Here is a 25,425-nt window from a genome sequence, read left to right as displayed (position 1 = left end):
CCGGCGCGGGAGGCACGATGCGAAACAACGTTGCGAGGAAGATCGAGCCCGAGGCCGTTTACCAGGAGGTCGGCCGCGTGGTGCGCGCGGCGGCCGGCGCGTTCGTTGTGGCCTCCGGCGCCGCCGAGCTCGAGGCGCGCCGCGCCGTGAGCTGCATGGTCGAGCCCGAGGCGGACGACGTGGTGCTCGTCTCGGTGCTGCCCGGGCGCGGCGCTTACATCCTCGCCGTGCTGGAGCGCCACGGGAGCGACGTCAGCGTGGTGCTCGAGGGGGATCTGCGCGTGAAGCTGCCCAGCGGGCGGTTCGTCGTCGGCGCGGCCGAGGGCGTGACCTTCGCGTCCGCCAAGGAGGTCGGGGTGGTGGCCGGCGAGGTGAAGGTCAACGCGCGCCAGGGCAGCATCCTGGTGGAGAGCCTGTCCTACCTCGGGACGGCGGTGCAGGCCGAGATCGAGAAGGCCAGGGTGAAGGCGGCGGCGTTCGACGCCTCGGTCGAGCGGATCGTCCAGCGGGTGAAGCGGGCGTACCGCTTCGTCGAGGAGTTCGAGCAGCTCCGCGCCGAGCGCGTCGACTACGTGGCGAAGAAGAACATGAGCCTGCGCGGCGAGAACACGCTCGTGACGGCCGAGGAGCTGGTCAAGCTCGACGGCGCGCAGATCCACCTCGGCTGAGCTGAACGGGGAGCAAACGGGGAGCAGAGGAGCAGAAGCGATGTTTGCCAATTCGCAGATGATGGGCATCGACATGGGGCTTCCGGACGTGTGCTTGACGCCCTCGCCCGCGCCGGTGCCCGTGCCCTATCCGAACATCGCCGCCGGGCCGATGGGCGTGCCCGCGGTATACAACGTGCTCTTCATGGCGGCGCCGGCGCACAACCTGGCCACGACGATCCCGCTGACCAACGGCGACAACGCCGGCGTCGCGATGGGGGTCGCGTCAGGCACGGTCATGGGCCCGAGCCGCCACCTGACCGGGGCCTTCTCGGTCCTGATCCGCGGGATGCCGGCGAGCAGGCTGACGAGCATGTCGCTCCAGAACAGCACGAACTGCCCGGGGATGCGCGTCTCACCGAGCCAGGTGAAGGTGCTGATGCTGGCGCCGTGAGGAATCGGTTCAGCTGCGCGTGAAGAAACCGCGGATCACCGTTACACACATGACACTGTAGGGTGCTGGTCATGAGATATGGATTTCTGCAACGCCACTTCCAACTTCTTGCAGTTGCGTTCGCAGGGACCGGAGCCGGATGCGGGCTGCTGTTGGAATTGGACGATTTCAAGGATGCTCCTCCATCCCAATCAAGCGGAACCGGAGGCGCAGGAGCAACCTGCGAGCCAGACAAACCTGTCAGTTGCTATGATGGCCCACCTGAAACGAGAGGGATTGGCATCTGCCAGGACGGAAAAAGAACGTGCAACGATGAAGGCATGTTCGACGACGAGTGCCTGGGACAAATGACGCCGGGTCAGGAGACGTGCGTGGACACACGGGACGAGGATTGTGACGGAACCGATTGCGTCCTGTGGGCGAGCAGATTCGGAGACGTAAGCAATCAGACCGCGCCAGCTCTCGCGGTTGATCAGGACGACAATGCCATCATTGCTGGCTATTTCCAAGGAACACTCGCATTTGACCCGGAGCGCCCGATCTCAGCGAACGGCCCCGATATTTACCTATCCAAATTCGACCCCACGGGTAAGCCTCTCTGGAGCAAGCGATTCGGTGACAGTGGATTTCCGGACGTCCGTGGTACCGGGGTCGACGATTCGGGAAGGATCATCCTCACTGGTGAGTTCGACTCAACGATCGACTTTGACGGCAGCGTGGTCACACCGGGAGGCTATCGGAGCATATTTCTCACCCAATTCACTCCGCACGGTGATGTCACTTGGGCGACGAGCATCGACCGCGGCGACTCTACGGAGGCGCCCAAGCTCGCAGTGAGTACTTCAGGCGACATCGCGATCCTGGGCAAGCAGATATGCACCCCCTGCGACTCCGGATTCACTAACCAGCTCTGGTTGGCCAAGTACCGCCACGACGGCTCAGTCGCCTGGACCAAGAGATTCCTCGAGACCGACGTAGGTACCCAAGAGGTAGTCGAACACCGATCAACGGGCGGAGTAGCGTTCGATCCATTTGGCAACATCGTGATCACGGGCAGCTTCGTAGGCACCGAAAAATTCAGCGTAGTCACGCTCACGAGCGCCGGAGGGAGCGACGTGTTCGTGGCGAAATTTGACTCCGAGGGTAGCGTCGTGTGGAGTGCTCGTTACGGTGGCGAGCTGAGTGAGCACGGAGCCGGCATCGGAGCCGACTCGCTGGGCAACGTGATCATCGTTGGAAACTACGCAGGAGAGATAAATTTTGGATCTCCTGCCGACGCACTCACGTCCGCCGGAGGTGACGACATCTTCGTGGCGAAGTTCAGCAGCGCCGGAACTCACCTCTGGAGCAGGTCATTCGGTGCCACCGGCGATCAACATGGCTCGGCTGTCGCGGTCGACGAGGCCAACAACATCGTGTTCACGGGTAGCACGACAGGAGTCGTCAGCTTCGGTGGACAGAATCTTCCCGCAGGCGGAGGACTCGACTTCCCGCTCGTCAAGCTCGACAAGGATGGAAACCACATTTGGAGCAAGAGCTTCGGTGATGCAGAGGACCAGTTGGGCCTCGCCATCGCGACATCGTCTCGATCGGAGGTGCTCTGCACGGCGACGGTCAGGGGTACCGTGAACGTGGGGGCAGGTGATCTCCCTGCCAGTGGCGGCGCCGACATCTTCCTGGGAAAATTCGCGCCCTAAGGACACATCGGCGGTCGAGTAGACGGCTCTTCTGAAGCCCTCGACGACCGTGTCATCGCGTTACGTGTTCCGCTCTACAGACAGCTCGTCTCCACGTCGCATGACTCGCTGGCCGGAACGAACCCGGTGCACGGATCGACGACCTGCAAAGTCCAGATACACTCATCCAACGTACTGAACCCGTCGATCTGACTCCACACCGGCGTCGTGCCCGAGAACGTCGGCCCCTTGTGACAGGCGTCCTCTGGGGGCGCATACCCGCGGTAGTAAATATTATTACCGACCTGAAGCGTCGCCTCGCCTATCTCCTGGTCAAGATCCACAACGATGTTACCAAAATTGACGACATTTCCCTTCGACCACGGAACTGCCGAGACATTGGCGACTCGCACCTTCACACCGCCCCATCGGTCATGAAAGCGCTCATCGGTAGGCGAGCTCAGCAAGATGTCTTCCTGGCTATCCAGCACATGTGGCGCAGGCACGGACGCCTTGCCAACCTTCTCCATCTTGTCGATGTAGGCGAGCTGTCGCTGACGAACCTTGCTGTCCGCATACGGCAAAGGGTCCGGGCTACAGTCCTCCCAACATTGGTGCTCGCCCGCGGCGCACGCCGTCCGTTCGTCGTAACATGCACGCTCTTGCTCGTCACAGAGCAGATCGCCGCATGCATCCGTGCCACAGAAATTAAGCGAGAAATACGACGGCTGCCCGACCACGTTCAGAACGTCACCAGGCACCACATCGTCGGGGATCTCCCCCCCCGCGGGTTGCTCACCGAGCTTGGCGCAATGAAGTTTCGTGTCGTCGCCGGTGGACGCGTCGTCGCCTCGATCGACAGCGAGAATTCCCGAGTACGCTTCGGTCTCCGTGAGCCCTGGCGCCGAGAGATAAACCCCGTAGGTACAGCGCCCCGTGTTGCTCTGGGACACGAGGAACTTCGGGCTCATCGCGACGACGCCCCTCAGCTCCACGATCCCGGACGTGACCGTCCCCATGGTGAGGTCCTCGATCGTCGCCACCCGCGCCGCCGGCGTGTCCTCCGTCCCGCCGCCGCCCCCGCCGGCGCTCCCCGTGGTCGCCGTCCCCCCGTCGCCCTCGCCGCCGCCCTCGCGGCCGCCGTCCCCCGAGCTCGCCGTCTCCGCCCCGCGGCCGCCCTGCCCGGTGGTCCCTCCCGGCCCCTCCGACCACCCCGGCGGCCTCGTGTTGCCCTCGGGCTGGCAGCCGCCAGCGCCGACGGAAATTGCCACCGCGCAGAGCGCGCCCAGCCCCAGCAGCCCAACTTCCCTGCCACGCATGCGAACCTCCACGAGGACCCGAAGCGACGCCGGGCGCCCCTCAGGAGCGATCGCGACGCCATGACGCGACGCGCTGCGAGCAGCCTTCCCGACAGTGTCGGCGGCCGCTCACAGCGAGCGCATCACGACGGTAGCACAGGTTCTGTTACGCCCTGGCGCCGAGGCCGAAGCCATCGTGCAGCGCGCGCACGGCGAGCTCAGCGTACTTCGTCGAGACAAGGCACGAGATCTTGATCTCGCTCGTGGAGATGGCCTGGATGTTGATCCCCTCCGCCGCGAGGAGCTGGAACATCCGCGCCGCCACGCCCGCGTGCGTGCGCATCCCGAGGCCGACGATCGACACCTTCACGATGTCCTCCTCGTAACGGATGCCCACCGCGCCGACGCCGCCGGCGATCTTCTCCATCACGAGCTTCGCGCGCGGGAGGTCGGCCTTGCCGACCGTGAACGTCACGTCCGCCTTCACCTCGCCGGACGCGCCGCGCGCCTCCTGGCCGTAGCTCGGGGCGTTCTGGATGATCATGTCGACGCTGATGTTCTCCTCGGCCAGCGCGCTGAAGATCTGCGCCACGACGCCCGGCTTGTCGTCGACGCCGACGAGCATCACCCGAGCCTCGTTCCGCTCCAGGGCGACGCCCGTCACCGTCACGCTCTCGAGCGACTGCTCCTCGCCGACGACCCACGTGCCCGGCACGTCCGAGAACGACGACCGCACGTGCACCGGGACACCATACTTCATCGCAACCTCCACGCTCCGTATCTGAAGGACCTTCGCGCCCAGCGACGCGAGCTCCAGCATCTCTTCGTAGCTGATCCGCTCGATCTTCCGCGCCGTCTTGCAGATGTTCGGATCCGTCGTGTAAACGCCGTCGACGTCCGTGTAGATCTCGCACTCGGCGCCCACCGCCGCCGCGATCGCGACCGCGCTCGTGTCGCTGCCGCCGCGCCCGAGCGTCGTGATGTTCCCGGCGTCGTCCACGCCCTGGAACCCCGCGACGACCGCGATCTTGCCGCCGGCGAGCGCCTCGTGCAGCCGCTGCGCGTCGATCGCCTTGATCCGCGCCTTCGTGTAGGCGCTGTCCGTCAGGATCTTGAGCTGGTGGCCGAGGAAGCTCCGCGCCTGGCCGCCCTGCGCCTGGATCGCGATGGCCATCAGCGCCGCCGAGACCTGCTCGCCGGTCGCCGCCAGCGCGTCCATCTCCCGCGCGTCAGGCACGGGCGCGATGTCCGACGCCAGCTTGAGCAGCCGGTTCGTCTCGCCGGCCATCGCGCTCACGATGACCACGACGTCATGACCGGCCCGCTGTGTTGCAAGCGCACGCGCGGCCGCCCGCTGGATGCGCTCGATGGACCCGACGGACGTGCCGCCGAACTTCTGGACGATAAGGCTCACGCGAGGTGTGGCCAACTAGTCCAACGTGGACGCCTGGGTCAAGAGGAATTTCAACAGCACCACGGACAGACGGACACAGCACGTCCCGGAAGAACCGCCCCCCATCCTCCAGGGTCGAACCCGGGATAGCCCGAACATTACGAGCCCAGTGGAGCCCCGATCGCCGGGAATAAACCCCCGGATCCGGTCGCTTCGGGTCGGCGCTGTTGACAGAGATCCCCCCGCCGCTACGATGGCGCCGCCTTTCGCCTGGGTAATGGGCGATCCAGGGCGCCCCGACGGCGCGCCCGTCAATCAGGGCGGGGGATCGCGAAGGGCGAACCGCGGAGCAGGGCGCTCCGCGTCCAAGGAACCATCGAAGGAGGTCATTTTGGCTAGCGATGTGATGATCGAGGCGAGCTCGCTGACCAAGCGCTATGGGTCGCTGCGCGCGCTCGACAAGGTGAGCTTCGAGGTCCATCGCGGCGAGGTCGTCGGCTTCCTCGGACCGAACGGGGCCGGCAAGTCGACGACGATGCGCATCCTCACCTGCTTCATCTCGGCGTCGGCCGGGACGGCGCGGGTCCACGGCTACGACGTCTTCGACGAACCGCTCGATGTGCGGCGCAAGCTCGGGTACCTGCCCCAGCGCGCCCCGCTCTACGGCGAGATGAACGTCTGGGAATACCTCTCCTTCGTCGCCGACATGCGCGGGCTCGATCAGTCGGTGTTCAAGAAGCGGATGAAGGGGATCGTCGAGGTGTGCGGCCTCGCCCAGGTGCTCGGCAAGGACATCGGCACCCTCTCCCACGGTTACCGCCAGCGCGTCGGCCTCGGGCAGGCGCTCGTCCACGACCCGCCGATCCTCATCCTCGACGAGCCGACGAGCGACCTCGACCCGAACGAGAAGGCGGAGGTCATCCGCTACATCAAGGAAATCGGCAAGGAGCGGACGATCCTGCTCTCCACCCACAACCTCTCCGAGGTCGAGGCCGCCTGCGCCCGCGCCATCATCGTCTCGAAGGGGCGTGTCGTCGCCGACGGCCCGCTCGACGAGATCCGCGCCAAGAGCGGCAAGGTCCGGTACGTCGTCACCGTCCACGAGAAGAAGGTCTTCGAGGGCGGCGAGGGCTACCGGTCCGGCAGCCGCAAGCCCCCGACGGCCCAGGAGGTCCAGGAGGCGCTCTCCCGGCTGCCCGGCGTCACGAGCGTCACCGAGCTGCCGACCGACGACAGCGCCCACAGCTTCCAGCTCCTCGGCGCGCTCGGCGGGGACATCCGGCCCGAGCTCTTCCAGCTCATCGTCCAGAAGGGCTGGCTCCTCCTCGAGATGCGCCGCGACTCGCAGAGCCTCGAGGACGTCTTCAAGTCGCTCACGCGCGGCGACGAGCGCAAGGACCGCGGCCGCAAGCTGATCACCGACGACGAGGACGAGGACGAGGCGAACGCCGCGGCCGACGACGACGAGGACGAAGACGAGGACGAGGACGACGACAGCGCCGACGACAAGGACGCCAAGGACGGCGACGACGGCGACGACGAGGAAGGCGCGGAGGACAAAGCGCCGGCCAAGAAGAAGGGCTGAACGGTATGAGCACCACCCTGACCATCGCGAAGCGGGAGTTCCGCTCCAACTTCGATTCCCCCCTCGCCTATGTCGTGATCTGCTTCGGGCTGATCGCGCTCGGCGTCATCTTCTTCTTCATGAACGGCGGCTTCTGGCAGGCGGACCGCGCCTCGCTGGTGCAGCTCTTCACGTGGGCGCCCGTCGGGCTCTCGTTCCTCATCGTGCCCGTCATCACGATGCGGCTCCTCGCGGAGGAGAAGCGCAGCGGCACGCTCGAGATGCTGATCACCCTCCCCGTGCAGGACCACGAGGTCGTCCTCGGCAAGTTCCTCGGCGCGTGGGGCCTCGTGCTCGTGCTCGTCTTCTCGACGATCCTCTACCCGATCCTGATGTTCACGTGGCCCTGGCACCTCGGCGCGCTCGACACGGGGCCGGTGGTCTCGGGCTACATCGGCCTCGTGCTCTACAGCGCGGCGGCGGTCTCGATCGGCCTCCTCATCTCGTCGCTGACCGACAGCCAGGTGATCGCGTTCTTCATCACCTTCCTGGTGCTCGCGTTCCTGCACGGCGTGGACAACTTCTCCGACTACGCCCCGGCCTTCGTGCGCGACGTCCTCTCCTTCATCAGCTTCGACACCCGCCTCGCGCCGTTCGCGCGCGGCATGGTGTCCACTCGTGACATCGTCTTCTTCCTCTCGGTCACCGCAGGCTGCCTCATGGCCTCGTTCAGGGCGCTCGAGCGCAGGAAGTGGGCGTAAGGACTACCATGGAACGGAAAGCCAAAGCCGCGACGCAGACAGGCGTCTATCTGGCCATCGTGGCCGCCATCCTCGTGGTGGCCAACGTCATCTCGCTGAGCGCCTACAAGCGCGTCGACATGACGAAGAACGAGAGGTTCACCCTCTCGAAGGGCTCGGCCCACCTCGTCCGCGAGGGGCTCAAGCAGGATCTCCAGATCGACGTCTACGTCACCCGGGGGCTCCCGAAGCACGAGGCGTTCATCCAGGACCTCACCGACCTGATGAACGAGTACGAGCAGGCCTCGAACGGCAAGCTCCACTACACGATCATCGAGCCCAAGACGGACGAGCAGCGCGCCGCCGCCAAGGAGGCGGGCCTCCAGGAGGCCGCGTTCGGCGAGGGGAGCGAGACGGGCCAGGACCAGGCCACGATCACCCGCGGGTTCATGGGCATCGCCTTCAAGTACGGCAGCGAGAAGGAGGCGATCCCGATGCTCTCGCCCGACCAGGCGCAGGGCCTCGAGTTCTGGATCACGAACACCATCCGGGAGATCCGCGACAAGGCGGACGGCATCGAGACGAAGATCGGCGTCGTGACCGGCAAGGACGAGATCAAGCTCGGCGACGCGAACCTCGTCCCCTCGCAGGGCGGCCGCGGCGGCCCCTCGATGCGCGCGCTGCTCGAGCACCACTTCCCGTTCTACAAGTTCGAGGACGTCGACCTGAAGGGCGGCGACAACGAGATCAACAAGGAGCTCGCCGGCATCGTCATCACCCAGCCGGGCAAGGAGTTCACCGAGAAGGAGCTGCGCCGCATCGACCAGTTCCTGATGCTCGGCAACAAGGCGCTCGCCGTGTTCGCCGGCGCGGTGAACCTCAAGGCGTCCGACCCCTCGATGAAGGCGACGCTCAACACCTGGGGCCTCGAGAAGCTGCTCGACGGCTACGGCGTCGAGATGAAGAAGGAGGCGATCCTCGACTGGAGCCGCTCGATGGCCATCCCGGTGCAGACGCAGACGGGCCAGCTCATGTGGTTCCGCGCGCCGGGCATCCTCCAGCTCCAGGAGGACAGCCGGTTCGACGAGAACGAGCAGATCCTCGACTCGTCGTTCCCCGGCTTCTTCCGCCTGCCCGAGCTCGCCTTCCCCTTCCCGTCGACCCTGGTGCCGCACCCGGAGAAGCAGCCCGAGGCGACGATGAAGGTCGTCGCCCGCTCGACCCCGAAGACCACGGTCGACACGTCCGAGAACATCGACATGAAGTTCTCGGCCGACTGGAAGCCGACGGGCGAGTACGCGCAGCGCGCGATCGCGGTGACGATCGAGGGCAAGCTGAAGAGCGCCTTCGGCGGCCAGGAGGGGCTCGGCATCTCGGCGCCCGCGGAGAGCGCGGACCGGGGCCGGATCCTCGTGATCTCGGCGTCGCAGTTCCTCGCGAACCCGTTCGCCCGCTCCGGCAACCCGCCCCCCATGCCGCCGCAGATGCAGATGATGGGCGGGATGGGCGGCGACGAGGATCTCCAGATGCTGTCGCAGTCGTACGCGCAGAAGTACCTGACCGCCACCATCCTGGCGTTCAAGAACACGCTCGACTGGATGGCGGGGGACAGCACGCTGCTCGCGGCGACCGCGAAGATGTTCAGCGAGACCAACCTGACCTACGCGGACATCGAGAAGCCGAAGCAGGAGGCCACGGACGACGAGGCCACGCTGGCCAAGAAGGCCGAGGAGTACAGGGCGGAGCGCAAGAACGTGCAGCAGCGCGTGCAGTGGACGCTCACGATCCTGCCGGCGGCCCTCTTCGCGGCGTTCGGCCTCGTCCGGTGGCGGCGGCGCGAGAGCGCCCGCGAGAACATCAAGCTCGACTGAGCCAGAGCCCCGTGGGGTGAAAGAGCCATGAAGACCGAGCACAAGATCTACATCGCCCTCGTCGTCCTCGCGCTCCTCGGCGTCGGCGTGTTCTTCACGCAGAAGCGAGAGAGAGCGGAGCGCGAGGCGCACTCGGCGACCGCCGCGACGGCGGATCTGCCGAGCGTCGGGTTCTCCAAGGACGACGTCGAGAAGATCACGAAGATCTCGATCAAGAACGCCGACAAGTCCGACGTGACGCTCGAGAAGAAGGGCGACACGTGGGAGGTCACGAAGCCCGTGAGCGCCAAGGCGCACACGGCCAACGTGCGGAGCGTCCTCGACAACCTGAAGGAGCTCAAGATGAAGGAGGCGATCGACCGGACGACCGCCACCTACGGGCAGTACGAGCTCACCGACGAGAAGGCGCTCCACCTCGTCGCCTACAAGGGCGACGAGAAGGCGCTCGACATCTACTTCGGCAAGAGCGGCTCGCGCGGGCAGATGGCGCGCGTCGAGGGCAAGGACGGCGTGTACGTCGTGGGGGGCTACTCGAGCTACCTCTACACGCGCGAGGCGAAGAACTGGCGCGAGAACTCGATCCTCAAGTTCGAGGACGACAACGTGATCCAGGCCTCGGTCGAGAACAAGAACGGCCTGTTCAGCTTCTCGAAGAACGGCGACGTGTGGTCCGGCACGTTCGCGCCGCGCAAGGCCGGCAAGCTCGGCCCGGCGGGCGCGAAGTGGGAGAAGCTCGACCCGGAGAAGGTGAAGGACTTGCTCCGCGCCTATCAGGGCCTCGGCGCGGAGGACTTCGGCGACGGCAAGCCCGCCTCCGACACGGGGCTCGACGACCCGATCGCGAACGGCGGCGTCATCAAGATCAAGCTGAAGGACGACGCCGGCGACTTCACCATCAACGTCGGCAAGACGGCGAAGGGGCAGAGCCGCTACGCGACGAAGGAGGGCGGAGACGGCACGATCTACGTCATCTCGTCGTGGTCGGCCGACTGGGCCCTCGCGGAGCCGAAGAAGTTCGAGAAGGCCGAGAAGAAGGACGACAAGAAGGGCGAAGACGCCCATGAGGACGAGGCCGCGGGCCACATGGACATGGGCCATCCCGAGTAGCCGGCGTCGCGCGTGAGCGCGCGCAAGGCGCGCTCGATCGAGAGGCGCCGGGAGACCGGCGCCTCTCGCGTTTTGGGCGCCGGAGGGCTCGCGAGCCGCCGCGCGGAGCGCGCCGCGGAGAACCCGAGGCAACACCCCGGCAGCCGTGGTAATCGGTCGCGGCGGCGCCCCCGCCCGCGCCAGCGCCCGAATCGGCATCGACGGCAGCGCCGGACGGCGCCCCCCGGAGACACGCGAAAACCCGTTCGCGCCCTGGGCGTCATGTGACGAATATTCGACGCACTCTGCGCACGATTTTTCGTCACTCGAGGCGGGCCCATGTGGCTCGAGGCGGGCCCGCGCGGCGAAATCAGGCTCGGATCCTGGACATCATTGTTTTCTGTTTGCCCTGGTCCGGATTTCGCTTATGGCTGCGCTCACTCAGGCCCGGGGCGTCCCTGTGGGACGGATACCTACGTCCAGTCGGTCTGAGATGTCAGGCAGCCATGCGAACGTTCGTCGAAGTCCTCCAGCAGAATGCGGTGCACGCCGATCGAGCGGTCACGTTCGTTCGCAGCTCGGGGGAGGAGCGCTCGGTCAGCTACGCCGAGCTCTGGCTCGAGGCGCAGCGCAGGGCGTACGCGCTCCGCAAGCTCGGGCTCCGCAAGGGTGACCGCGTCGCCCTGATCCTGACCGAGGCCGACGAGTTCGTCCTCACCTTCGTGGGAGCGCTCACGGCCGGCATCGTCGCCGTCCCGATGTATCCGCCGCAGTCGCTGGCGAAGCTCGAGGCGTACAGCGAGACGGTGCAGCACATCCTCACCGCGTCCGGCGCCCGCGTGCTCGTCACGAACGAGCAGCTCAAGGAGATGATCGAGGCGTACCTCGCGGCGAACGGGCACGCCGGGGCCGCCGACGCGCCGGCGCTGCAGATCGTCGTCGAGCGCGACCTGCGCGAGCCCGAGGGGCTCGACGCCGCGGCCGCGTCGGAGCCTTGGCAGGTGTCGCTCGACGATCTCGCGTTCCTGCAGTTCACCTCGGGGAGCACCTCGCGGCCGAAGGGCGTGATGGTGACCCACCGCAACCTGTCGGTGAACAGCCACGCGATCATGTTCGACGGGCTGCGCTCCACCCCCGACGATCGCGGCGTGAGCTGGCTGCCGCTCTACCACGACATGGGGCTCATCGGCTTCGTCATCGCGCCGCTCTACGCGCTCGTGCCGGTGATGTTCCTGCCCACGACGGCGTTCATCCGCCGCCCCTCGCTCTGGCTCGACGCGATCCACAGGTTCCGCGGGACGATCACCTTCGCCCCCAACTTCGCCTTCGCGCTCGCGACGCGCGCCGTCACCGACGCGCAGGCGGGGAGCTGGGATCTCTCCTGCCTGCGCGCGCTCGGGTGCGGCGCGGAGCCGATCCAGGCCGACGTGCTGCGCGCGTTCCTGGACCGCTTCGGCAAGCGCGGGCTCCGCCCGGAGAGCATCCTGCCGTCGTACGGCATGGCCGAGGCCACGCTGGCGATCAGCTTCAGCGATCTCGAGGCCCCGCTCACCACCGACCGCGTGGACGCGAAGGCGATGCAGGCCGGCAAGGCGCGGCCCGCGAACGGCGGCGCGTCGCTCGAGCTCGTGTCGTGCGGGCGCCCCCTCCCCTGCCACGAGCTCATCATCGCGGGGCCCGACGGGGCGCCGCTCGGCGAGCGCGAGGTGGGCGAGATCTGGGTGCGCGGCCCGAGCGTGGCGGCCGGGTACTTCAACGAGCCGGAGCAGACGGAGGCCGCCTTCGGCGGGGGCTGGCTGCGGACGGGCGATCTCGGCTATACCGTCGCCGGCGAGGTGTACCTCTGCGGCCGCTCCAAGGACCTCATCATCCTCGGCGGCAAGAACTACTTCCCGCAGGACATCGAGCGCGTGGCGTCGTCCGTGGAGGGGGCGCGCGCGGGGCACTGCGTCGCGTTCTCGTGCCTCGGGGCCTCCGGGGCCGAGCGGGCCGTGGTCGTCGCCGAGGTGAAGCGGGGCGTCGCCGGGGTCGCGCAGGCGATCACGCAGGCCGTGCGCGCCGAGCTCGGCGTCCAGCTCTCCGAGGTCGCGCTCATCAAGCGCGGGACGCTGGCGAAGACGTCGAGCGGCAAGGTGCGTCGCCGCGAGATGAAGCGGCGCTACGAGGCCGGCGAGCTCGAGCTCGCCTCGGATGTCGACGAGGGCGTCCTGCCCTCTGCCCATGCCGACGTGGACCGCCCGAGCGGGACGACGTCGCGAACCGAAGGGGCCCGCGCGGGCGGCGCCCCGGCACGTGTCGAAGGAGTCATCGATGGGATCCAGTAAGGCCGAGGTCGAGGTCAGCTACGACGTCTCGAACGAGTTCTTCAGGCTATGGCTCGACGAGCGCATGAACTACACGTGCGCCGTCTACGAGTCGCCCGAGCAGTCGCTCGAGGCCGCGCAGCTCAACAAGCTCCGCATCCTGTCGGACTTCGCGAAGGTGACGCCCGAGAGGAAGGTCCTCGACATCGGCTGCGGCTGGGGCGCGGCGCTCGAGTACGTGGCCACGACGCGCGGCGTGAAGCGCGCGGTCGGCGTCACCCTGTCCACCGCGCAGGCCGCGGAGGTGAACGCCCGCAAGATCCCGGGCGTCGAGGTGATCGGCGGCGACTTCCGCACGTTCACGACGACCGAGCGGTTCGACAGCCTCATCTCGATCTGCATGATCGACCACCTGTGCTCGCCGGAGGAGGCGCGCCAGGGCAAGGCGATCGACATCTACCGGGCTTACTTCAAGAAGGCCTGGGAGCTCACGAACAAGGGCGCCTGGTTCGGCCTCCAGACGATCCTCCGCAACAGGACGCCGCGCATGACGCCCTGGGGCGGGCTCCCGGCCGGCACGCGCAAGGAGCTGGAGGACATCTACTTCGTCACCAAGGAGATCTTCCCCGGCGGCCTGAACCCGCGGCTCGAGGACATCATCCAGGCGGCGAACCCCTACTGGGAGGTGATGCAGGTGAACACGCGGCGCGAGCACTACCAGCGCACCACCGCAGAGTGGCTCCGCCGGCTCAGGCTGAACGAGAAGACCATCCGGTCGACGTGGGGGGACAAGGTCTTCGACGACTACGATCGTTACCTGTCGACGTGCGTGAACGCGTTCGACAAGCACTACAGCTCCCTCGCTCAATACGAGCTTCGCAGGATCGACTGAACCATGACGGACAAGACCAATCTGCTCGAGATGTTCAAGACGGTTGCCGCGCGCGTGGACAAGCGCGAGTTCCCCAACGTCACCGCGGCGTCGGTGATCACGGAGCTCGGCATCGACTCGCTCTCGATGATGCAGATCGTCGGAGAGATGGAGACCGAGCTCGGGATCATGATCCCGGACGAGGATCTGGTCGAGCTCATCACCGTGGGCGACCTCTGCAACAAGGTCGGAGAGCGGCTGGAGGCGAGCGCATGAGCCGGCTCGAGGAGAAGATCTTCCGGGAGTACATGACGTTCTTCGAGAAGGCGGAGCGCGAGCGCCGCTGGAACGTCTTCCAGGACATCCCCTGGGATCGCGTGAACAAGGAAGCGAGCGAGGAGCTCGCGCTCTGCGCGGAGACCTTCTGCTCGGTCGAGATGTACCTGCCCGACTACGTGTCGAACGGCATCAACCTCGTGCGGAGCTACTTCGGCCAGGCGTGGTTCCAGGCGAACTGGGCCTACGAGGAGTCGAAGCACTCGCTCACGCTGATGCAGTACCTCCTCCGTTCGGGCAAGCGCACCGAGGAGCAGCTCACCGACCTGCAGCACAATATCTTCGCGAAGCAGTGGAACCTCCCGTTCCACACGCCGCGGCAGATGACGTTCTACGGCTGCGTGCAGGAGATGGCGACGTTCGTCATCTACGTGAAGCACCGGGAGCGGGCGGCGGTGGAGAACGACGAGTGCCTGCGGACGATCTACGACTACATCGCCCGCGACGAGATCGCCCACTGCCGCTTCTACCAGAGCGTCATCAAGGTGCTGCTCGAGGAGGACCGGCAGGGGACGCTCGCGGACATGGCGCACGTGTTCGCGAACTTCGAGATGCCGGGCGTCGGGATCGTCCCCGATTACGACTCGCGCATCCTGAAGATGCGCGAGGCCGGCGTCGATCGAAACGTGTTCATCCAGAAGGTCTACATGCCGATCCTGAAGTACCTCGGCGTGGGCCGGCACGAGATGCTCGCCGCCCAGCGCGCCGCGCTCGACCTGCGCCGCGGCGGGGAGCGCCGCCGCGACACGTCGATCGAGGGCCTCGCAGGCGCCCCGAGCCTGAGCGACGCCCCCCAGGCGCTCTCCGCCTGAGCCCCTCTCCCTGGCCCTTTCCCCCCGACGTAGAGAGAAGAGCATCCCGATGCGAAGGCGCGTCGTCGTGACCGGTATCGGCGCCGTCTGCCCGCTGGGCAACGACGCCGCGACCACCTGGCAGAACCTCCTCGCCGGTCGCTCCGGCGTGGACTACATCCGCGACTTCCCCGTCGACAAGCTCCGCAGCGACATCGCCGCCAGCGTGAAGGGGTTCGACGTCGGGCAGTACCTGTCGCCCAAGGAGGCGGACATCTACGGCCGGGTGACCCACCTGAGCCTCGCGGCGGCGGTGGAGGCGCTGCGCGAGGCGGGCATCGCGCCGATCCAGCGCGCCCCTGCGGCGGAGGATGAGGGCGCGCCGTCGCCGGGCTCGGCGGCGGGCTCCGCGGCGTCAGCGGCGGACGGCGGGCTCGACAGGACCCGGGTCGGATGCCTGATGTCGACCGGGATGGGCTCCGTCGAGATCTTCGAGGAGCAGGTCGCCCGCAGCGCGGCCCGCGGACCGCGGGCCGTGTCGCCCTACTTCATCCCGGGCGTCATGCCGAACGGCGCGGCGGCGCTCATCTCCATGCGCTACGGGCTCATGGGACCGTCGTACAACCTCGCGAGCGCGTGCGCGACGGGCACGCACTCGATCGCCACCTCGGCCCTCATGATCGAGGCGGGGGAGGCCGACGTGATGGTCGCCGGGGGCGCCGAGGCCGCGACGCGGCTCAACACCGTGGCGGGGTTCGGCAACGCGAAGGCGCTCGCCCGGGCCATCGACGGCGACCCGACGCGCGCGAGCCGCCCGTTCGACCGGCGCCGCCAGGGCTTCGTGATGGGCGAGGGCGCCGGCGCGCTCGTGCTCGAGGAGGAGCAGCACGCGCGGGCGCGCGGCGCGAGGCCGCTCGCCTACGTGGCAGGCTTCGGGATGACCACGGACGCGGAGCACCTCACGCGGCCGCACTCCGGCGGGGTCGGCCTCGCGCTCGCGCTGGAGCGCGCCCTCACCCGGGCGGGCGCCGCGCCGGAGGCGATCGGCTACATCAACCCGCACGCGACATCGACGCCGCAGGGCGACGCCGCGGAGGTGCTCGCGCTGCGGCGCGTCTTCGGCGAGCGCCTCGCGCGCATCCCCATCTCGGCGACGAAGTCGATGCTGGGGCACCTGCTCGGCGGCGCCGGCGCCGTGGAGACGATCGCTGTCGTGTGCTCCCTCCGCGATCAGCTCCTGCACCCGTCGATCAACGTGGAGGAGATCGATCCGGGCTGGTCCCTGGACATCGTGCGGGAGCGGCGAGGGGTCGACCTGCGCTACGCGGCGAAGTGCTCGGCGGGGTTCGGCGGGCACAACTGCGCGCTCGTGCTGGAGCGCGCGTAGGCGCTCCGGCGCCCCGGCCGCCCCGGCTGGCGGTCCCCTCCGCCCGGCGCTAGGTGGGCTCCATGGCAGCCCACACGAACCGCCTCGCGAACGAGTCGTCGCCATACCTCCTGCAGCACGCGCACAACCCGGTCGCGTGGTACCCGTGGGGCGCCGAGGCGCTCGACCTCGCCCGGAGGGAGGACAGGCCGATCCTCCTGTCCATCGGCTACGCCGCCTGCCACTGGTGCCACGTGATGGAGCGCGAGTCGTTCGAGGACGAGGCGATCGCCCGTCGCATGAACGAGCTCTTCGTGAACGTCAAGGTCGACCGGGAAGAGCGGCCCGACCTCGATCACATCTACCAGCTCGTCGTGCAGCTCATGGGCCGGAGCGGCGGCTGGCCGCTCACCGTGTTCCTCACCCCCGATCAGCGGCCGTTCTTCGCGGGCACGTACTTCCCGCCGAAGGACAAGCTCGGCATGCCCGGCTTCCCGAAGGTCCTCGACGCGGTCGCTGACGCGTACAGGAACCGGCGCGACGAGGTCGAGCTCCAGGCGCAGGAGATCACCGAGGCCATCGAGCGCACGCAGCGCGCGCCCGCGCGCGCCGCGGGGACAGCGAGCGCGGCGAGGCCCGCGATCGACGCCGAGCCCGCCTCGTCGGACCTGCTGCGGCGCGCGTCGCGAGCGCTCCTCGCGCGCTTCGACAACCGCCACGGCGGCATCGGCACGCGACCGAAGTTCCCGAGCACGATGTCGCTCGACGTGCTGCTCCGCCGCGGCGCGCTGGAGGGCGACCGCGTCGCGGCGGAGAGCGTCGAGCTCACGCTCGACAGGATGCGTGACGGCGGCATCTGGGATCACCTGCGCGGCGGCTTCCACCGCTACTCCACGGACGAGCGCTGGCTCGTGCCCCACTTCGAGAAGATGCTCTACGACAACGCGCTCCTCCTGCGCCTCTACGTCGACGGCTACCGCGCGTTCAAGAAGCCCATCTACGCCGAGACGGCGCGCGAGATCGTCGGCTACCTGTTCGCCGAGATGCGCGACCCGGAGGGCGGGTTCTACGCGTCGCAGGACGCAGACTCCGAGGGGAGCGAGGGCAAGTTCTTCGTGTGGACGCTCGACGATCTGCGCGCGGCGGTCGGCGAGGATCAGCTCGCGGTCGACATGGCCCGCCTCGTGTTCGACATCACCGAGGAGGGCAACTTCGAGGACACCGGCGCCACGGTGCTCTCGCAGCACCGCACGGTGGAGCAGGCCGCGGCCATCCTCGACGCAGACGACGGCGCCGCGACGCACCTCGATCGGTGCCGCGAGGCGCTCGCGCGCGCCAGGACCAGGATGCTCGCCGCGCGCGAGGCGAGGCCCAGGCCGGCGCGCGACGACAAGGTGCTCGCGAGCTGGAACGGGCTGCTCATCGGCGCGCTCGCCGACGCGGGCCGCGCGCTGGATGAGCCCGCCTGGGTCGACGCCGCGGCGCGCGCCTTTGCTGTGCTCGAGCGGAAGCTCGTGCGCGGCGGGCGCGTCGGCCGTTACCTCAAGGACGGCGCGCCCGGCGGCGCGAGGGCCGAGCGCAGCGGCGCTGCAGCGGGCGACGTGCGGCCGGGGTTCCTCGACGACCAGGCGTACCTCGGCAACGCGGCGCTCGACCTGTACGAGGCCACCTCCGATCCGCGCTACGTCGGCGTCGCGCGCGCGATCGCCGACGCGATGATCGCGCACCACTGGGACGAGGCGGCGCGCGGGTTCTTCTTCACGCCCGACGACGGCGACGCGCTCATCGCCCGCACGCAGGACATCTACGACCAGGCCGCGCCGTCCGCCGTCTCGATGGCGGCGCAGCTCTGCCTGCGCCTCGCCGAGATCGCCGACGAGCGCTACCTCGCACCGGCCGAGCGGCAGCTCGAGGCTCTCGCGCCGGCGGCGCACGAGAACCCGTTCGGCCTCGGCCAGACCGTGTGCGCGCTCGACCGCCTTGCGCGCGGCAGCGTCACGGTCGTCGTCGTCGGCGAGGCGAGCTCGGCGGCGACGGGCGACCTCGCCCGCGAGGCGTTCAAGGTCTACCTGCCGAACCGCGCGGTCGTGGTCGTGGATCCGGCGCGTCCGGAGAGCGCCGCGGCGGTGAAGGTCGTCGCCGAGGGGAAGCCGGCGCGCCCCGGCGCGGCCGTGGCCTACGTCTGCCGCGGCCGGACGTGCTCGGCCCCGGTCGCGGGGCCGGCCGAGCTCAGGGCTCTCTTGGGGTAGTGCGGCACGCGCGGAGCTCACACGCCCCGCGCCCCGGGATGCTCTTGCACGAGCACCCGGACACGGGGCCCGGCGCGTGGGTCTGCGCGCACCCGCGCCCGAGGCCCTCGGCGCGCTCCTCGCTCGGCGCGCAGATCTCCACGTCCAGCCTCGAGTCGTCGTCGAAATCGGTGACGAAGGTGCACTCGCACTGGTAGGGCGCGCCCTGCTCGGGGCGGCACGCGAACGAGAGGACCGCGAACAGCAGAGCTCCCGCGCGCGCCGCTCCGACCCGGCAGCTACGGCGTGACCGTGCCGCCACTTCCGCCGCCGGCGTTGTTGCCGCCCGTCTTGTCGCCGCCGCCCGTGTTGCTCTCCCGGATGTGGAACTCGACGCGGCGGTTCTTCTGGCGCCCGGCCTCCGTGTCGTTCGTGTCGATCGGCCGCCTCGGCCCGAAGCCCGCCGCCGTGAGCCGGGCCGGGTCGATGCCGCCACGCTCGATCAGGTACGTCCTCACCGAGTGGGCGCGGTCGTTCGAGAGCCTCTCGTTGAGCTGGTCCGGGCCGCGGTTATCCGTGTGGCCTTCGATCGCGACGAGCGTGATCTCCGGGTTCACCTTGAGCAGCCGGACGACCTCGTCGAGGATGCCGTAGCTGTTCGGCAGGATCCGCGCGCTGCCGGTCGCGAACTGCACCTGCTTCAGGATCTGGATCTCGCTCGACCCCGTGATGCGGCGGATGAACTGCGGGCAACCGTTCTTCGTCGGCTCGGGGCTCGGCTGGCCCGGCTCCTTCGGGCAGGCGTCCTTCGCGTCCGCGATGCTGTCCTCGTCGGCGTCGTCCTCCGGACAGCCGTCGGCGTCGTTGATCTTGTCGAAATCCTCGGGCTGATCCGGGCACTTGTCGCTGACGTCCGGGATGCCGTCGCCGTCGCGATCGGGCAGCGCCGGGCAGCCGTCGCTCGGGTTCGGCGGCTTGCCGTCCTCGGGATCGGTCGGGCAGAGATCGATGTCGTCGGGATAGCCGTCCTTGTCCGTGTCCGCGGCGCGCGGCGGGGGCGCCTGGAAGCGCCTGCCGGGCGACGCGGGCTCGACGTCCGAGATGCCGAACGCGTAGCCGATGACCCCGACCAGGCGGAAATCCGGCGCATAGCCGCCGCTGAGCCGCGTGCCGCCGCCGAGGCCGAGCCACCCCTTCTTCTTCTCGTCGAGGGCGAGCCGCCCCTCGGCCATCCACTCGAGCGGGGTGTTGTCTCCGGTGAACGTCGTGCTCCGGCCGAGGCCGGTGGATCCGAAGATCTGCGCGCCGAGCCGCAAGGTCCCGTTCCGCAGCGGAACAAAGCCGCCGACCCCCCAGCGCCACTCGCTCGCCACGTTGAAGTCGTTGAGCGAGGAGAACGGACGGAACTGCACCCCTGTGTTGAGGACGAAGAACATCGACTTGAGGTCGATCTCGCCCGAGAGCCCGACCAGCGCGCTCGTGCTCTTGTCGCCGGAGAACGAGTACCCGTGGCCCGTCGGCACCCACGCCGCCGCGTTGACGCCCAGCTTGAAGGAGCGATCGTCGGAGCGGTACAGGATCGCCCGCCCCTCGAGCCGCATGTCCATGATCGCGGCGGTCGACGGGCTCGCCGCGTCCCGCGCGCCGGCGATGGACGAGTCGTTCGTCTGGTTGCTCGTCTGGAGGGCGATGAACGGCAGCCCCACCTGGACGCTGAAGCGGTCGAGGAACTCGACGCCTCCGTTGAGGTACCCGATGAACTGCGAGGAAACCGGCGCGCCGTGCTCTCTGCTGAACCGCTCCGCGGAGCGCTCGTCGTTCAGCATGTTCTCGACCCGGAAGGGGTTCAGGCCGAAGCCCAGCCCGAACTGCCCGAAGAAGCGCGTCTCGGGCGCCACCTGCGGCCGCCAGAGTGCGATCGAGTCCTCGGGAGCGCCGGCCATGGTGAGCCGGTCCAGGTAGAACGTTCTGGTCTGTGCGCTCGCAGGGAGCGCGCCAAGGAACAACGCTCCCGCCGCAGCAGCGCCCAGCGCGCGGCGCTTGACGCTCCGCGCAGTCACGTGCGGCTTTTCCCCCTTGTGTCCTCCGGTGCGCGCCAAATTCCCTCCTGTGACCCGTCTAGAACGGCCGTCGCGGTCGATCGGAGGCTACACGCTAACCCAGGTACCTAGAAAGGTGAGAGAGAACGGCGAAACGGGGCCGCGCCGCGTCGTCTGGTGTTGACCTGAGCCGTATGCCGTGCTTTCTTGCGCGCCCGCTTGACGTGCGGCCAGGACGCCGCCGTTCGCGGTCCAGAACGCCAAGGGACCACCAGCCATGAAGCGCACCTACCAGCCCCATAACACCCGCCGCGCCCGGACCCACGGCTTCCGTGCGCGTATGGCGACCGCCGGCGGTCGCAAGGTCATCAACAACCGCCGCCGCAAGGGCCGCGCCCGGCTCGCGCCCACCATCTACAAGAAGTAACGCGGCGTGGCGACGCCAGCGCGCCTGCGCTCGTCGGCGTCCGCCGCTTCCTTCCCGCGCGCGAAGCGCATCCGCAAGCGGGCCGATTTCGTCCGCATCCAGAACGGCGGCCACCGCGTCACCACCCGCCATCTGCTGATCCTCGTCGCGGCCCCCGTCGCCGCGAGGCCTCGCGGCGGGCCCGCTTGCGGAGCTTCGCTCCGCGACGCGGCCGCGTCGCCGGTGACGCCTCGCCTGGGCCTCGTCGCCTCGCGCAAGGTCGGCGGCGCCATAGCCCGCAACCGCGCGAAGCGCCTGCTCAGGGAGGCATTCCGGAGGTTTCCGGAGCTCTTCCCGGACCACGTCGACATCGTGGTGATCCTGCGCACCGGCGCCGGCTCGCTCGGCCTCGAGGACGTCCTCGCCGAGCTGCGCAGCGTGGTCCCGGTGCTCCGCCGCCGGGCGCGTGACGCGGTCGCCGCCGCGCCGCCGAGCGCCGGCGCGCCCGCCTCCGGGACGCGCGGCGCGGACGAGCGCGGCGCGGAGGATCCGGCTGGGCCGGCGCGCCCCCGATCCCGATGATGATGCCGCGCAGCCTTGCGCCGTGGTGCGCCGAGCCCCAAGCTCCCTGCTCTCCCACGGGTCACCGCATGCTGGCGAAGCTCCTCCTCGCGCTGATCCGCGTCTACCAGATGACGCTCTCCAGGGTCATCGTGGCGTTGATGGGGCCGGTCTGCCGGTTCGAGCCGTCCTGCTCGCGGTACGCCGCGGCCTGCATCCAGGGGCATGGCGCCCTTCGGGGGAGCTTGCTTTCGCTCAGACGACTGTGTAGGTGTCACCCGTTTCATCCGGGCGGGTTCGACCCTCCTCCTCCACCTCGTCTCCGCCGTGGTGCGGCGGCCCAGGCGCTGCCGCAACGGGACGCTGACCGGCGGGATGCGGCGCGCTGTTCGTCTGCTTGCACAGATCGCACAGAGTGCACGGAGCTCGCCTCGCACGCCTCGCCTGCCCGGCAGGCGGGCTTCAGCGGCCGGGTCAATCTCATGGACTGATCCCGCGCGACCGTCGACTCGGCCCCGGCGGCGCGGCGCCCGACACGTCACGGAGCGAAGCCCATCCGGAGCGACCCTGGGCGGCCTCGTGAGGCGTCACGAGATCCAGGCCGCCAGGGGCGCGGGTCGAGATCCTGGGACCGACGAAGGACTTCATGGAACGCAGCAATATCGCCAAATGGCTGTTCCTCGGCCTCGCCATCTTCCTGTTCCTCCAGTACGGCAGGCCGCTCCTCTTCGGCAGCGCCGAGGAGCAATTCCAGCCGCTCGACGTCAACGACAGCACGGCCCCCGCGGAGCGCGCTCCCGCGGAGACATGCGTCATCGATGGACCTCGCTTCAAGGCCGAGCTGTCCACGCGGGGCGCGTCGGTGCGGCACCTCTGGATGACCGACCCGAAGTACACGGTCGGGAACGGCGAGCCCAGGCCGATGGACCTGGTCACCACGTCGCTCGAGTCGAGGATGCCTCTCAGGACGGACCTGCGCCTGCCCGGCGGCAACGCGCAGCAGGTGCCGTACGATGACCTGGACTGGAAGCTCTCGGCGCAGGACGGCAAGAGCTGCACGTTCACCTATACCGACGACGCGACGCGGCTGACCAAGGTCGTCGCCGCCACCAGCCGCCCCTTCGAGCTCACGCTGCAGGTCACTGTCGAGAACCTCGCGCAGGAGCCGCGCAGGCACCGGTTCGCCGTCGAGCAGACCGCGTGGCGCACCCAGAAGGAGACCGAGGGCCACCTCGGCCTGATCTCGGAGTGGATCACCGAGACGGTCGCCGCGACAGACCAGAAGACGGAGCGCCAGCACCCCGACGCCTTCGAGCCGGAGGATTTCAAGGACCCGGAGTTCACCCCGGAGCGCTGGCGGCGCACGCCCGGGAACGCGCGCTTCGTCGCGGTCTCCAGCAGCTACTTCAGCAAGATCGCGGTCCCGCTGGAGGGGCCCGGGCAGCCGGCGGCAGAGACGCAGATCGAGGAGGTCTGGGACACGTCGAAGCACCCGCAGAAGGCCCAGGATCCGAGCTTCGGGCACGTCTACCGCGCGCGGCTCGCCTATCCGGAGCACGAGCTCGCGCCCGGCGGCGCGGTGACCTACAAGGTCCTCTCGTTCACCGGCCCGAAGGAGCGCGACCTGCTCGCCGCCGTGGGCCATGAGACGAGCGAGGTCATCAACCTCGGCTGGTTCTCGCCGATCGCGAAGCTGCTCGTCTCGTACCTCTACGTCCTCTACCGCGCCGTCGGGAGCTGGGGCTGGGCGATCTGCCTGCTCACGATCACCGTCCGCATCCTGCTCTTCCCGCTGAGCATCCAGCAGATCAAGAGCGCCGCGGCGATGCGCAAGCTGAAGCCGGAGATGGACGAGCTCAACGCGAGGTACAAGGACGACGCCACCCAGCGCGGCCTCGCGATGCAGGAGCTCTGGCGCAAGAACAAGGTCGCGAACCCGGTCATCGGCTGCTTCCCGATGCTGCTCCAGATGCCCGTGTGGTTCGCCCTCTACACCGCGCTCCAGACGGCGGTCGAGCTCTACCACACCCCGTTCGGCCCCGTGATCCCGGACCTGTCGGCCCCGGGCAAGTACTTCATCATCCCCATCGTCCTCGGCGCGTCGAGCTTCATCCAGCAGAAGCTCATGCCCCCGCAGGGCGACCCGGCGCAGCAGAAGATGATGCTCTACCTGATGCCCGGCATCTTCACCGCGATGATGCTCTTCCTCCCGGCGGGCCTCGGCGTTTACATGCTGACGAACACCTGGCTCGGCATCGGGCAGCAGGTGCTCGTCGAGCGGTACCTGAAGGCGAGGGACGAGCGCGCCGGCGGCATCGAGGTGCGAGAGGTCGCGACCGCGGAGCCCCAATCCGCGATGAAGAAGACTCCCGGCGACGACGACAAGTCGGCGCCTGCTCTCGGAAAGGGAAAAGCACGTGTCCGTGGATAGTGAAGCTGCCGAAAGGGGAATCGACGCGGCGGACGTCGATGTCGACGCAGAGGCGCAGGGCGCAGGCGACGCGGCCGAGTTCGTGGAGGACGGGCGCGCCGACATCGCGCTCGACTTCGTCATCGACGTGCTCGCGGCGATGGGCATGGACTGCACCGTCGACCTCCTCGAGAACGAGGAGGAAGATCCGCCCGAGGAGATCCGCCTCGAGATCGAGGGGAAGGACGCTGGCCGCGTGATCGGCAAGAAGGGGCAGACGCTCTCGGCGCTGCAGTTCCTCGCCAACCGCGTGATCAACCGGCCCGGCAAGAAGCGGCGCCACGTGATCATCGACGCCGAGGGGTACCGGCAGCGCCGCGAGGACACGCTCTCTTCCATGGCGCGCCGGCTCGGCAAGCAGGCGGTCGAGGAAGGCAAGATCATCACCTTCGAGCCGATGAACCCGCAGGACCGCCGCGTCGTTCACCTGGCCCTGGCGAAGTTCCCCGGCGTCGTCACGAAGAGCGACGGCGAGGGAGAAGCCCGCCGCGTGCAGATCATCCCCGTCCGTCGCTGAGCCCGCCCGGACAGAACGCGACGCGCATCCGCGCTGTTGCCGCCGTTGACAGCAGATCGCCCGCATGCATAATGCCGCACCTCTCCGGTACCCCCCGGGGAGGTGCGCGAGCATGCGCTCGCGTCCATGCTCCCGGAACCGCAACCGGGCTGCATCTGCGTTCATCGCGTGAAGCACACGGCCGCGCGCGGCCTCCGCTCCGCCGGACGCAGCCAACGAACGGCGGCGGCCCTGCCCCTAGAGCAGGGGACCGCGAAGACGGATCCCCGACCCTTTGAAGGATTGACCGACCATGCAGACCTCGAACATCCTCGCGAAGATCGAAGCTCCCCTGTTCCGCGAGGGGATCCCGGATTTCCGGGTCGGCGACACGGTGCGCGTCCACTACCGGATCGTCGAGGGTGAGAAGGAGCGCATCCAGGTGTTCCAGGGCGTCGTGCTGAAGCGGCACCGCGCCGGGGTCCGGAGCACCTTCACCGTGCGCAAGGTGAGCTTCACGGTCGGCGTCGAGCGCATCTTCCTCCTCCACAGCCCCCGCATCGACAAGGTCGAGATCGTCTCGCGCGGCGTGGTCCGCCGCTCGCGGCTCTTCTACCTGCGCAGCCTCGCCGGCAAGGCCGCCCGCGTCCGCGACGCGAAGGACTGATCCTCACCGGCCGGCGTCCCGGTCGCAGAGAGACCCCCGCAGATCGCGCTGCCCTGCGGGCAGCCGCCCTCTGGTATCGCGCGCGTCCGCTCCGGCGGCGCGGCGCCGGGGCCGTTGCGCGCTGCGCGGCGATATGCGCTCGCGCGCGGGCCGCATTGGCGG

General features: G+C 68.6%; 22 protein-coding genes and 1 pseudogene. 20 read left to right on the top strand and 3 right to left on the bottom strand.

Features of this window, described 5'->3' with window-relative positions; translation table 11 throughout:
* Nucleotides 1–17 precede the first annotated feature (17 nt).
* The 3 genes from WMF24_RS12765 (at nt 18) to WMF24_RS12755 (ending at nt 2,798) form a co-directional block, all read left to right on the top strand.
* A complete protein-coding gene (locus tag WMF24_RS12765; protein ID WP_437736666.1) occupies nt 18–668 on the top strand; it encodes a DUF3540 domain-containing protein in 651 nt (216 codons plus the stop codon).
* A gap of 40 nt (nt 669–708) precedes the next feature.
* A complete protein-coding gene (locus WMF24_RS12760) occupies nt 709–1,101 on the top strand; it encodes a DUF4150 domain-containing protein (RefSeq protein WP_436611144.1) in 393 nt (130 codons plus the stop codon).
* A gap of 320 nt (nt 1,102–1,421) precedes the next feature.
* A complete protein-coding gene (locus WMF24_RS12755; protein WP_437736665.1) occupies nt 1,422–2,798 on the top strand; it encodes a hypothetical protein in 1,377 nt (458 codons plus the stop codon).
* Nucleotides 2,799–2,872: 74 nt separating this feature from the next.
* On the opposite strand, the gene WMF24_RS12750 is transcribed toward WMF24_RS12755, so the two are convergent.
* Nucleotides 2,873–4,096 carry a hypothetical protein gene (locus WMF24_RS12750; protein ID WP_437736664.1) on the bottom strand — a complete coding sequence of 408 codons (1,224 nt, stop codon included), beginning with the start codon at nt 4,094–4,096 and terminating at the stop codon, nt 2,873–2,875.
* Between the two features lie 145 nt (nt 4,097–4,241).
* On the bottom strand, nt 4,242–5,489 hold the full coding sequence (locus tag WMF24_RS12745; RefSeq protein ID WP_437736663.1) for an aspartate kinase: 1,248 nt from the start codon (nt 5,487–5,489) through the stop codon (nt 4,242–4,244).
* Nucleotides 5,490–5,859: 370 nt separating this feature from the next.
* Between WMF24_RS12745 and WMF24_RS12740 the strand changes: the two genes are divergently transcribed.
* The 11 genes from WMF24_RS12740 to WMF24_RS12690 all read left to right on the top strand — a co-directional run bounded on the left by WMF24_RS12740 (nt 5,860) and on the right by WMF24_RS12690 (nt 18,842).
* Complete coding sequence (locus WMF24_RS12740) at nt 5,860–7,053, top strand: ATP-binding cassette domain-containing protein (RefSeq protein ID WP_437736662.1); 1,194 nt, start codon at nt 5,860–5,862, stop codon at nt 7,051–7,053.
* A 5-nt stretch (nt 7,054–7,058) separates the two neighbouring features.
* Entirely contained in the window at nt 7,059–7,793 is a 735-nt protein-coding gene (locus tag WMF24_RS12735) for an ABC transporter permease (protein WP_437736661.1), read from the top strand.
* 8 nt (nt 7,794–7,801) lie between these two features.
* Nucleotides 7,802–9,643: a GldG family protein gene (locus tag WMF24_RS12730; RefSeq protein ID WP_437736660.1), complete on the top strand. Its 1,842-nt coding sequence runs from the start codon at nt 7,802–7,804 to the stop codon at nt 9,641–9,643.
* A gap of 27 nt (nt 9,644–9,670) precedes the next feature.
* Nucleotides 9,671–10,750 carry a DUF4340 domain-containing protein gene (locus tag WMF24_RS12725; protein ID WP_437736659.1) on the top strand — a complete coding sequence of 360 codons (1,080 nt, stop codon included), beginning with the start codon at nt 9,671–9,673 and terminating at the stop codon, nt 10,748–10,750.
* Nucleotides 10,751–11,235: 485 nt separating this feature from the next.
* Nucleotides 11,236–13,053 (top strand): fatty acyl-AMP ligase, encoded by a 1,818-nt coding sequence (locus WMF24_RS12720; protein ID WP_437736658.1) that lies wholly within the window; start codon nt 11,236–11,238, stop codon nt 13,051–13,053.
* Nucleotides 13,040–13,924 carry a class I SAM-dependent methyltransferase gene (locus WMF24_RS12715; protein WP_437736657.1) on the top strand — a complete coding sequence of 295 codons (885 nt, stop codon included), beginning with the start codon at nt 13,040–13,042 and terminating at the stop codon, nt 13,922–13,924. The genes WMF24_RS12720 and WMF24_RS12715 overlap by 14 nt, the downstream gene beginning before the upstream one ends.
* 3 nt (nt 13,925–13,927) lie before the next feature.
* Nucleotides 13,928–14,179, top strand: coding sequence for an acyl carrier protein (locus WMF24_RS12710; RefSeq protein ID WP_437736656.1), 252 nt, complete (start codon nt 13,928–13,930; stop codon nt 14,177–14,179).
* Nucleotides 14,176–15,051, top strand: a complete 876-nt coding sequence (locus WMF24_RS12705) for an acyl-ACP desaturase (protein ID WP_437736655.1) — start codon at nt 14,176–14,178, stop codon at nt 15,049–15,051. Before WMF24_RS12710 ends, WMF24_RS12705 begins: the two co-directional genes overlap by 4 nt.
* A gap of 49 nt (nt 15,052–15,100) precedes the next feature.
* Nucleotides 15,101–16,417 carry a beta-ketoacyl-[acyl-carrier-protein] synthase family protein gene (locus tag WMF24_RS12700; protein ID WP_437736654.1) on the top strand — a complete coding sequence of 439 codons (1,317 nt, stop codon included), beginning with the start codon at nt 15,101–15,103 and terminating at the stop codon, nt 16,415–16,417.
* A 62-nt stretch (nt 16,418–16,479) separates the two neighbouring features.
* Nucleotides 16,480–18,645, top strand: a complete 2,166-nt coding sequence (locus WMF24_RS12695) for a thioredoxin domain-containing protein (protein WP_437736653.1) — start codon at nt 16,480–16,482, stop codon at nt 18,643–18,645.
* A gap of 38 nt (nt 18,646–18,683) precedes the next feature.
* A complete protein-coding gene (locus WMF24_RS12690; RefSeq protein ID WP_437736652.1) occupies nt 18,684–18,842 on the top strand; it encodes a hypothetical protein in 159 nt (52 codons plus the stop codon).
* Between the two features lie 81 nt (nt 18,843–18,923).
* Here the strand turns inward: WMF24_RS12690 and WMF24_RS12685 are convergent, their stop codons facing one another.
* Nucleotides 18,924–20,567, bottom strand: coding sequence for an OmpA family protein (locus WMF24_RS12685; protein ID WP_437736651.1), 1,644 nt, complete (start codon nt 20,565–20,567; stop codon nt 18,924–18,926).
* Nucleotides 20,568–20,940: 373 nt separating this feature from the next.
* Between WMF24_RS12685 and rpmH the strand changes: the two genes are divergently transcribed.
* The 6 genes and pseudogenes from rpmH to rplS all read left to right on the top strand — a co-directional run bounded on the left by rpmH (nt 20,941) and on the right by rplS (nt 25,263).
* Nucleotides 20,941–21,090, top strand: coding sequence for a 50S ribosomal protein L34 (rpmH, locus tag WMF24_RS12680; protein WP_012235155.1), 150 nt, complete (start codon nt 20,941–20,943; stop codon nt 21,088–21,090).
* Nucleotides 21,091–21,096: 6 nt separating this feature from the next.
* Nucleotides 21,097–21,651 carry a ribonuclease P protein component gene (gene rnpA, locus WMF24_RS12675; protein ID WP_437736650.1) on the top strand — a complete coding sequence of 185 codons (555 nt, stop codon included), beginning with the start codon at nt 21,097–21,099 and terminating at the stop codon, nt 21,649–21,651.
* Between the two features lie 68 nt (nt 21,652–21,719).
* Nucleotides 21,720–21,941, top strand: a pseudogene (yidD, locus tag WMF24_RS12670) (membrane protein insertion efficiency factor YidD); the annotation flags it as partial.
* Between the two features lie 335 nt (nt 21,942–22,276).
* Nucleotides 22,277–24,061: a membrane protein insertase YidC gene (gene yidC, locus WMF24_RS12665; RefSeq protein WP_437736649.1), complete on the top strand. Its 1,785-nt coding sequence runs from the start codon at nt 22,277–22,279 to the stop codon at nt 24,059–24,061.
* Nucleotides 24,054–24,617, top strand: coding sequence for a protein jag (locus WMF24_RS12660; protein WP_233561023.1), 564 nt, complete (start codon nt 24,054–24,056; stop codon nt 24,615–24,617). Before yidC ends, WMF24_RS12660 begins: the two co-directional genes overlap by 8 nt.
* Before the next feature lie 292 nt (nt 24,618–24,909).
* Complete coding sequence (gene rplS / locus WMF24_RS12655; RefSeq protein ID WP_437639017.1) at nt 24,910–25,263, top strand: 50S ribosomal protein L19; 354 nt, start codon at nt 24,910–24,912, stop codon at nt 25,261–25,263.
* The last annotated feature ends 162 nt before the right edge of the window (nt 25,264–25,425 follow it).

The sequence above is a fragment of the Sorangium sp. So ce1335 genome (assembly GCF_051521615.1).
GTDB lineage: Bacteria > Myxococcota_A > Polyangia > Polyangiales > Polyangiaceae > Sorangium.
This window is presented reverse-complemented; position numbering and strand designations above follow the sequence as displayed.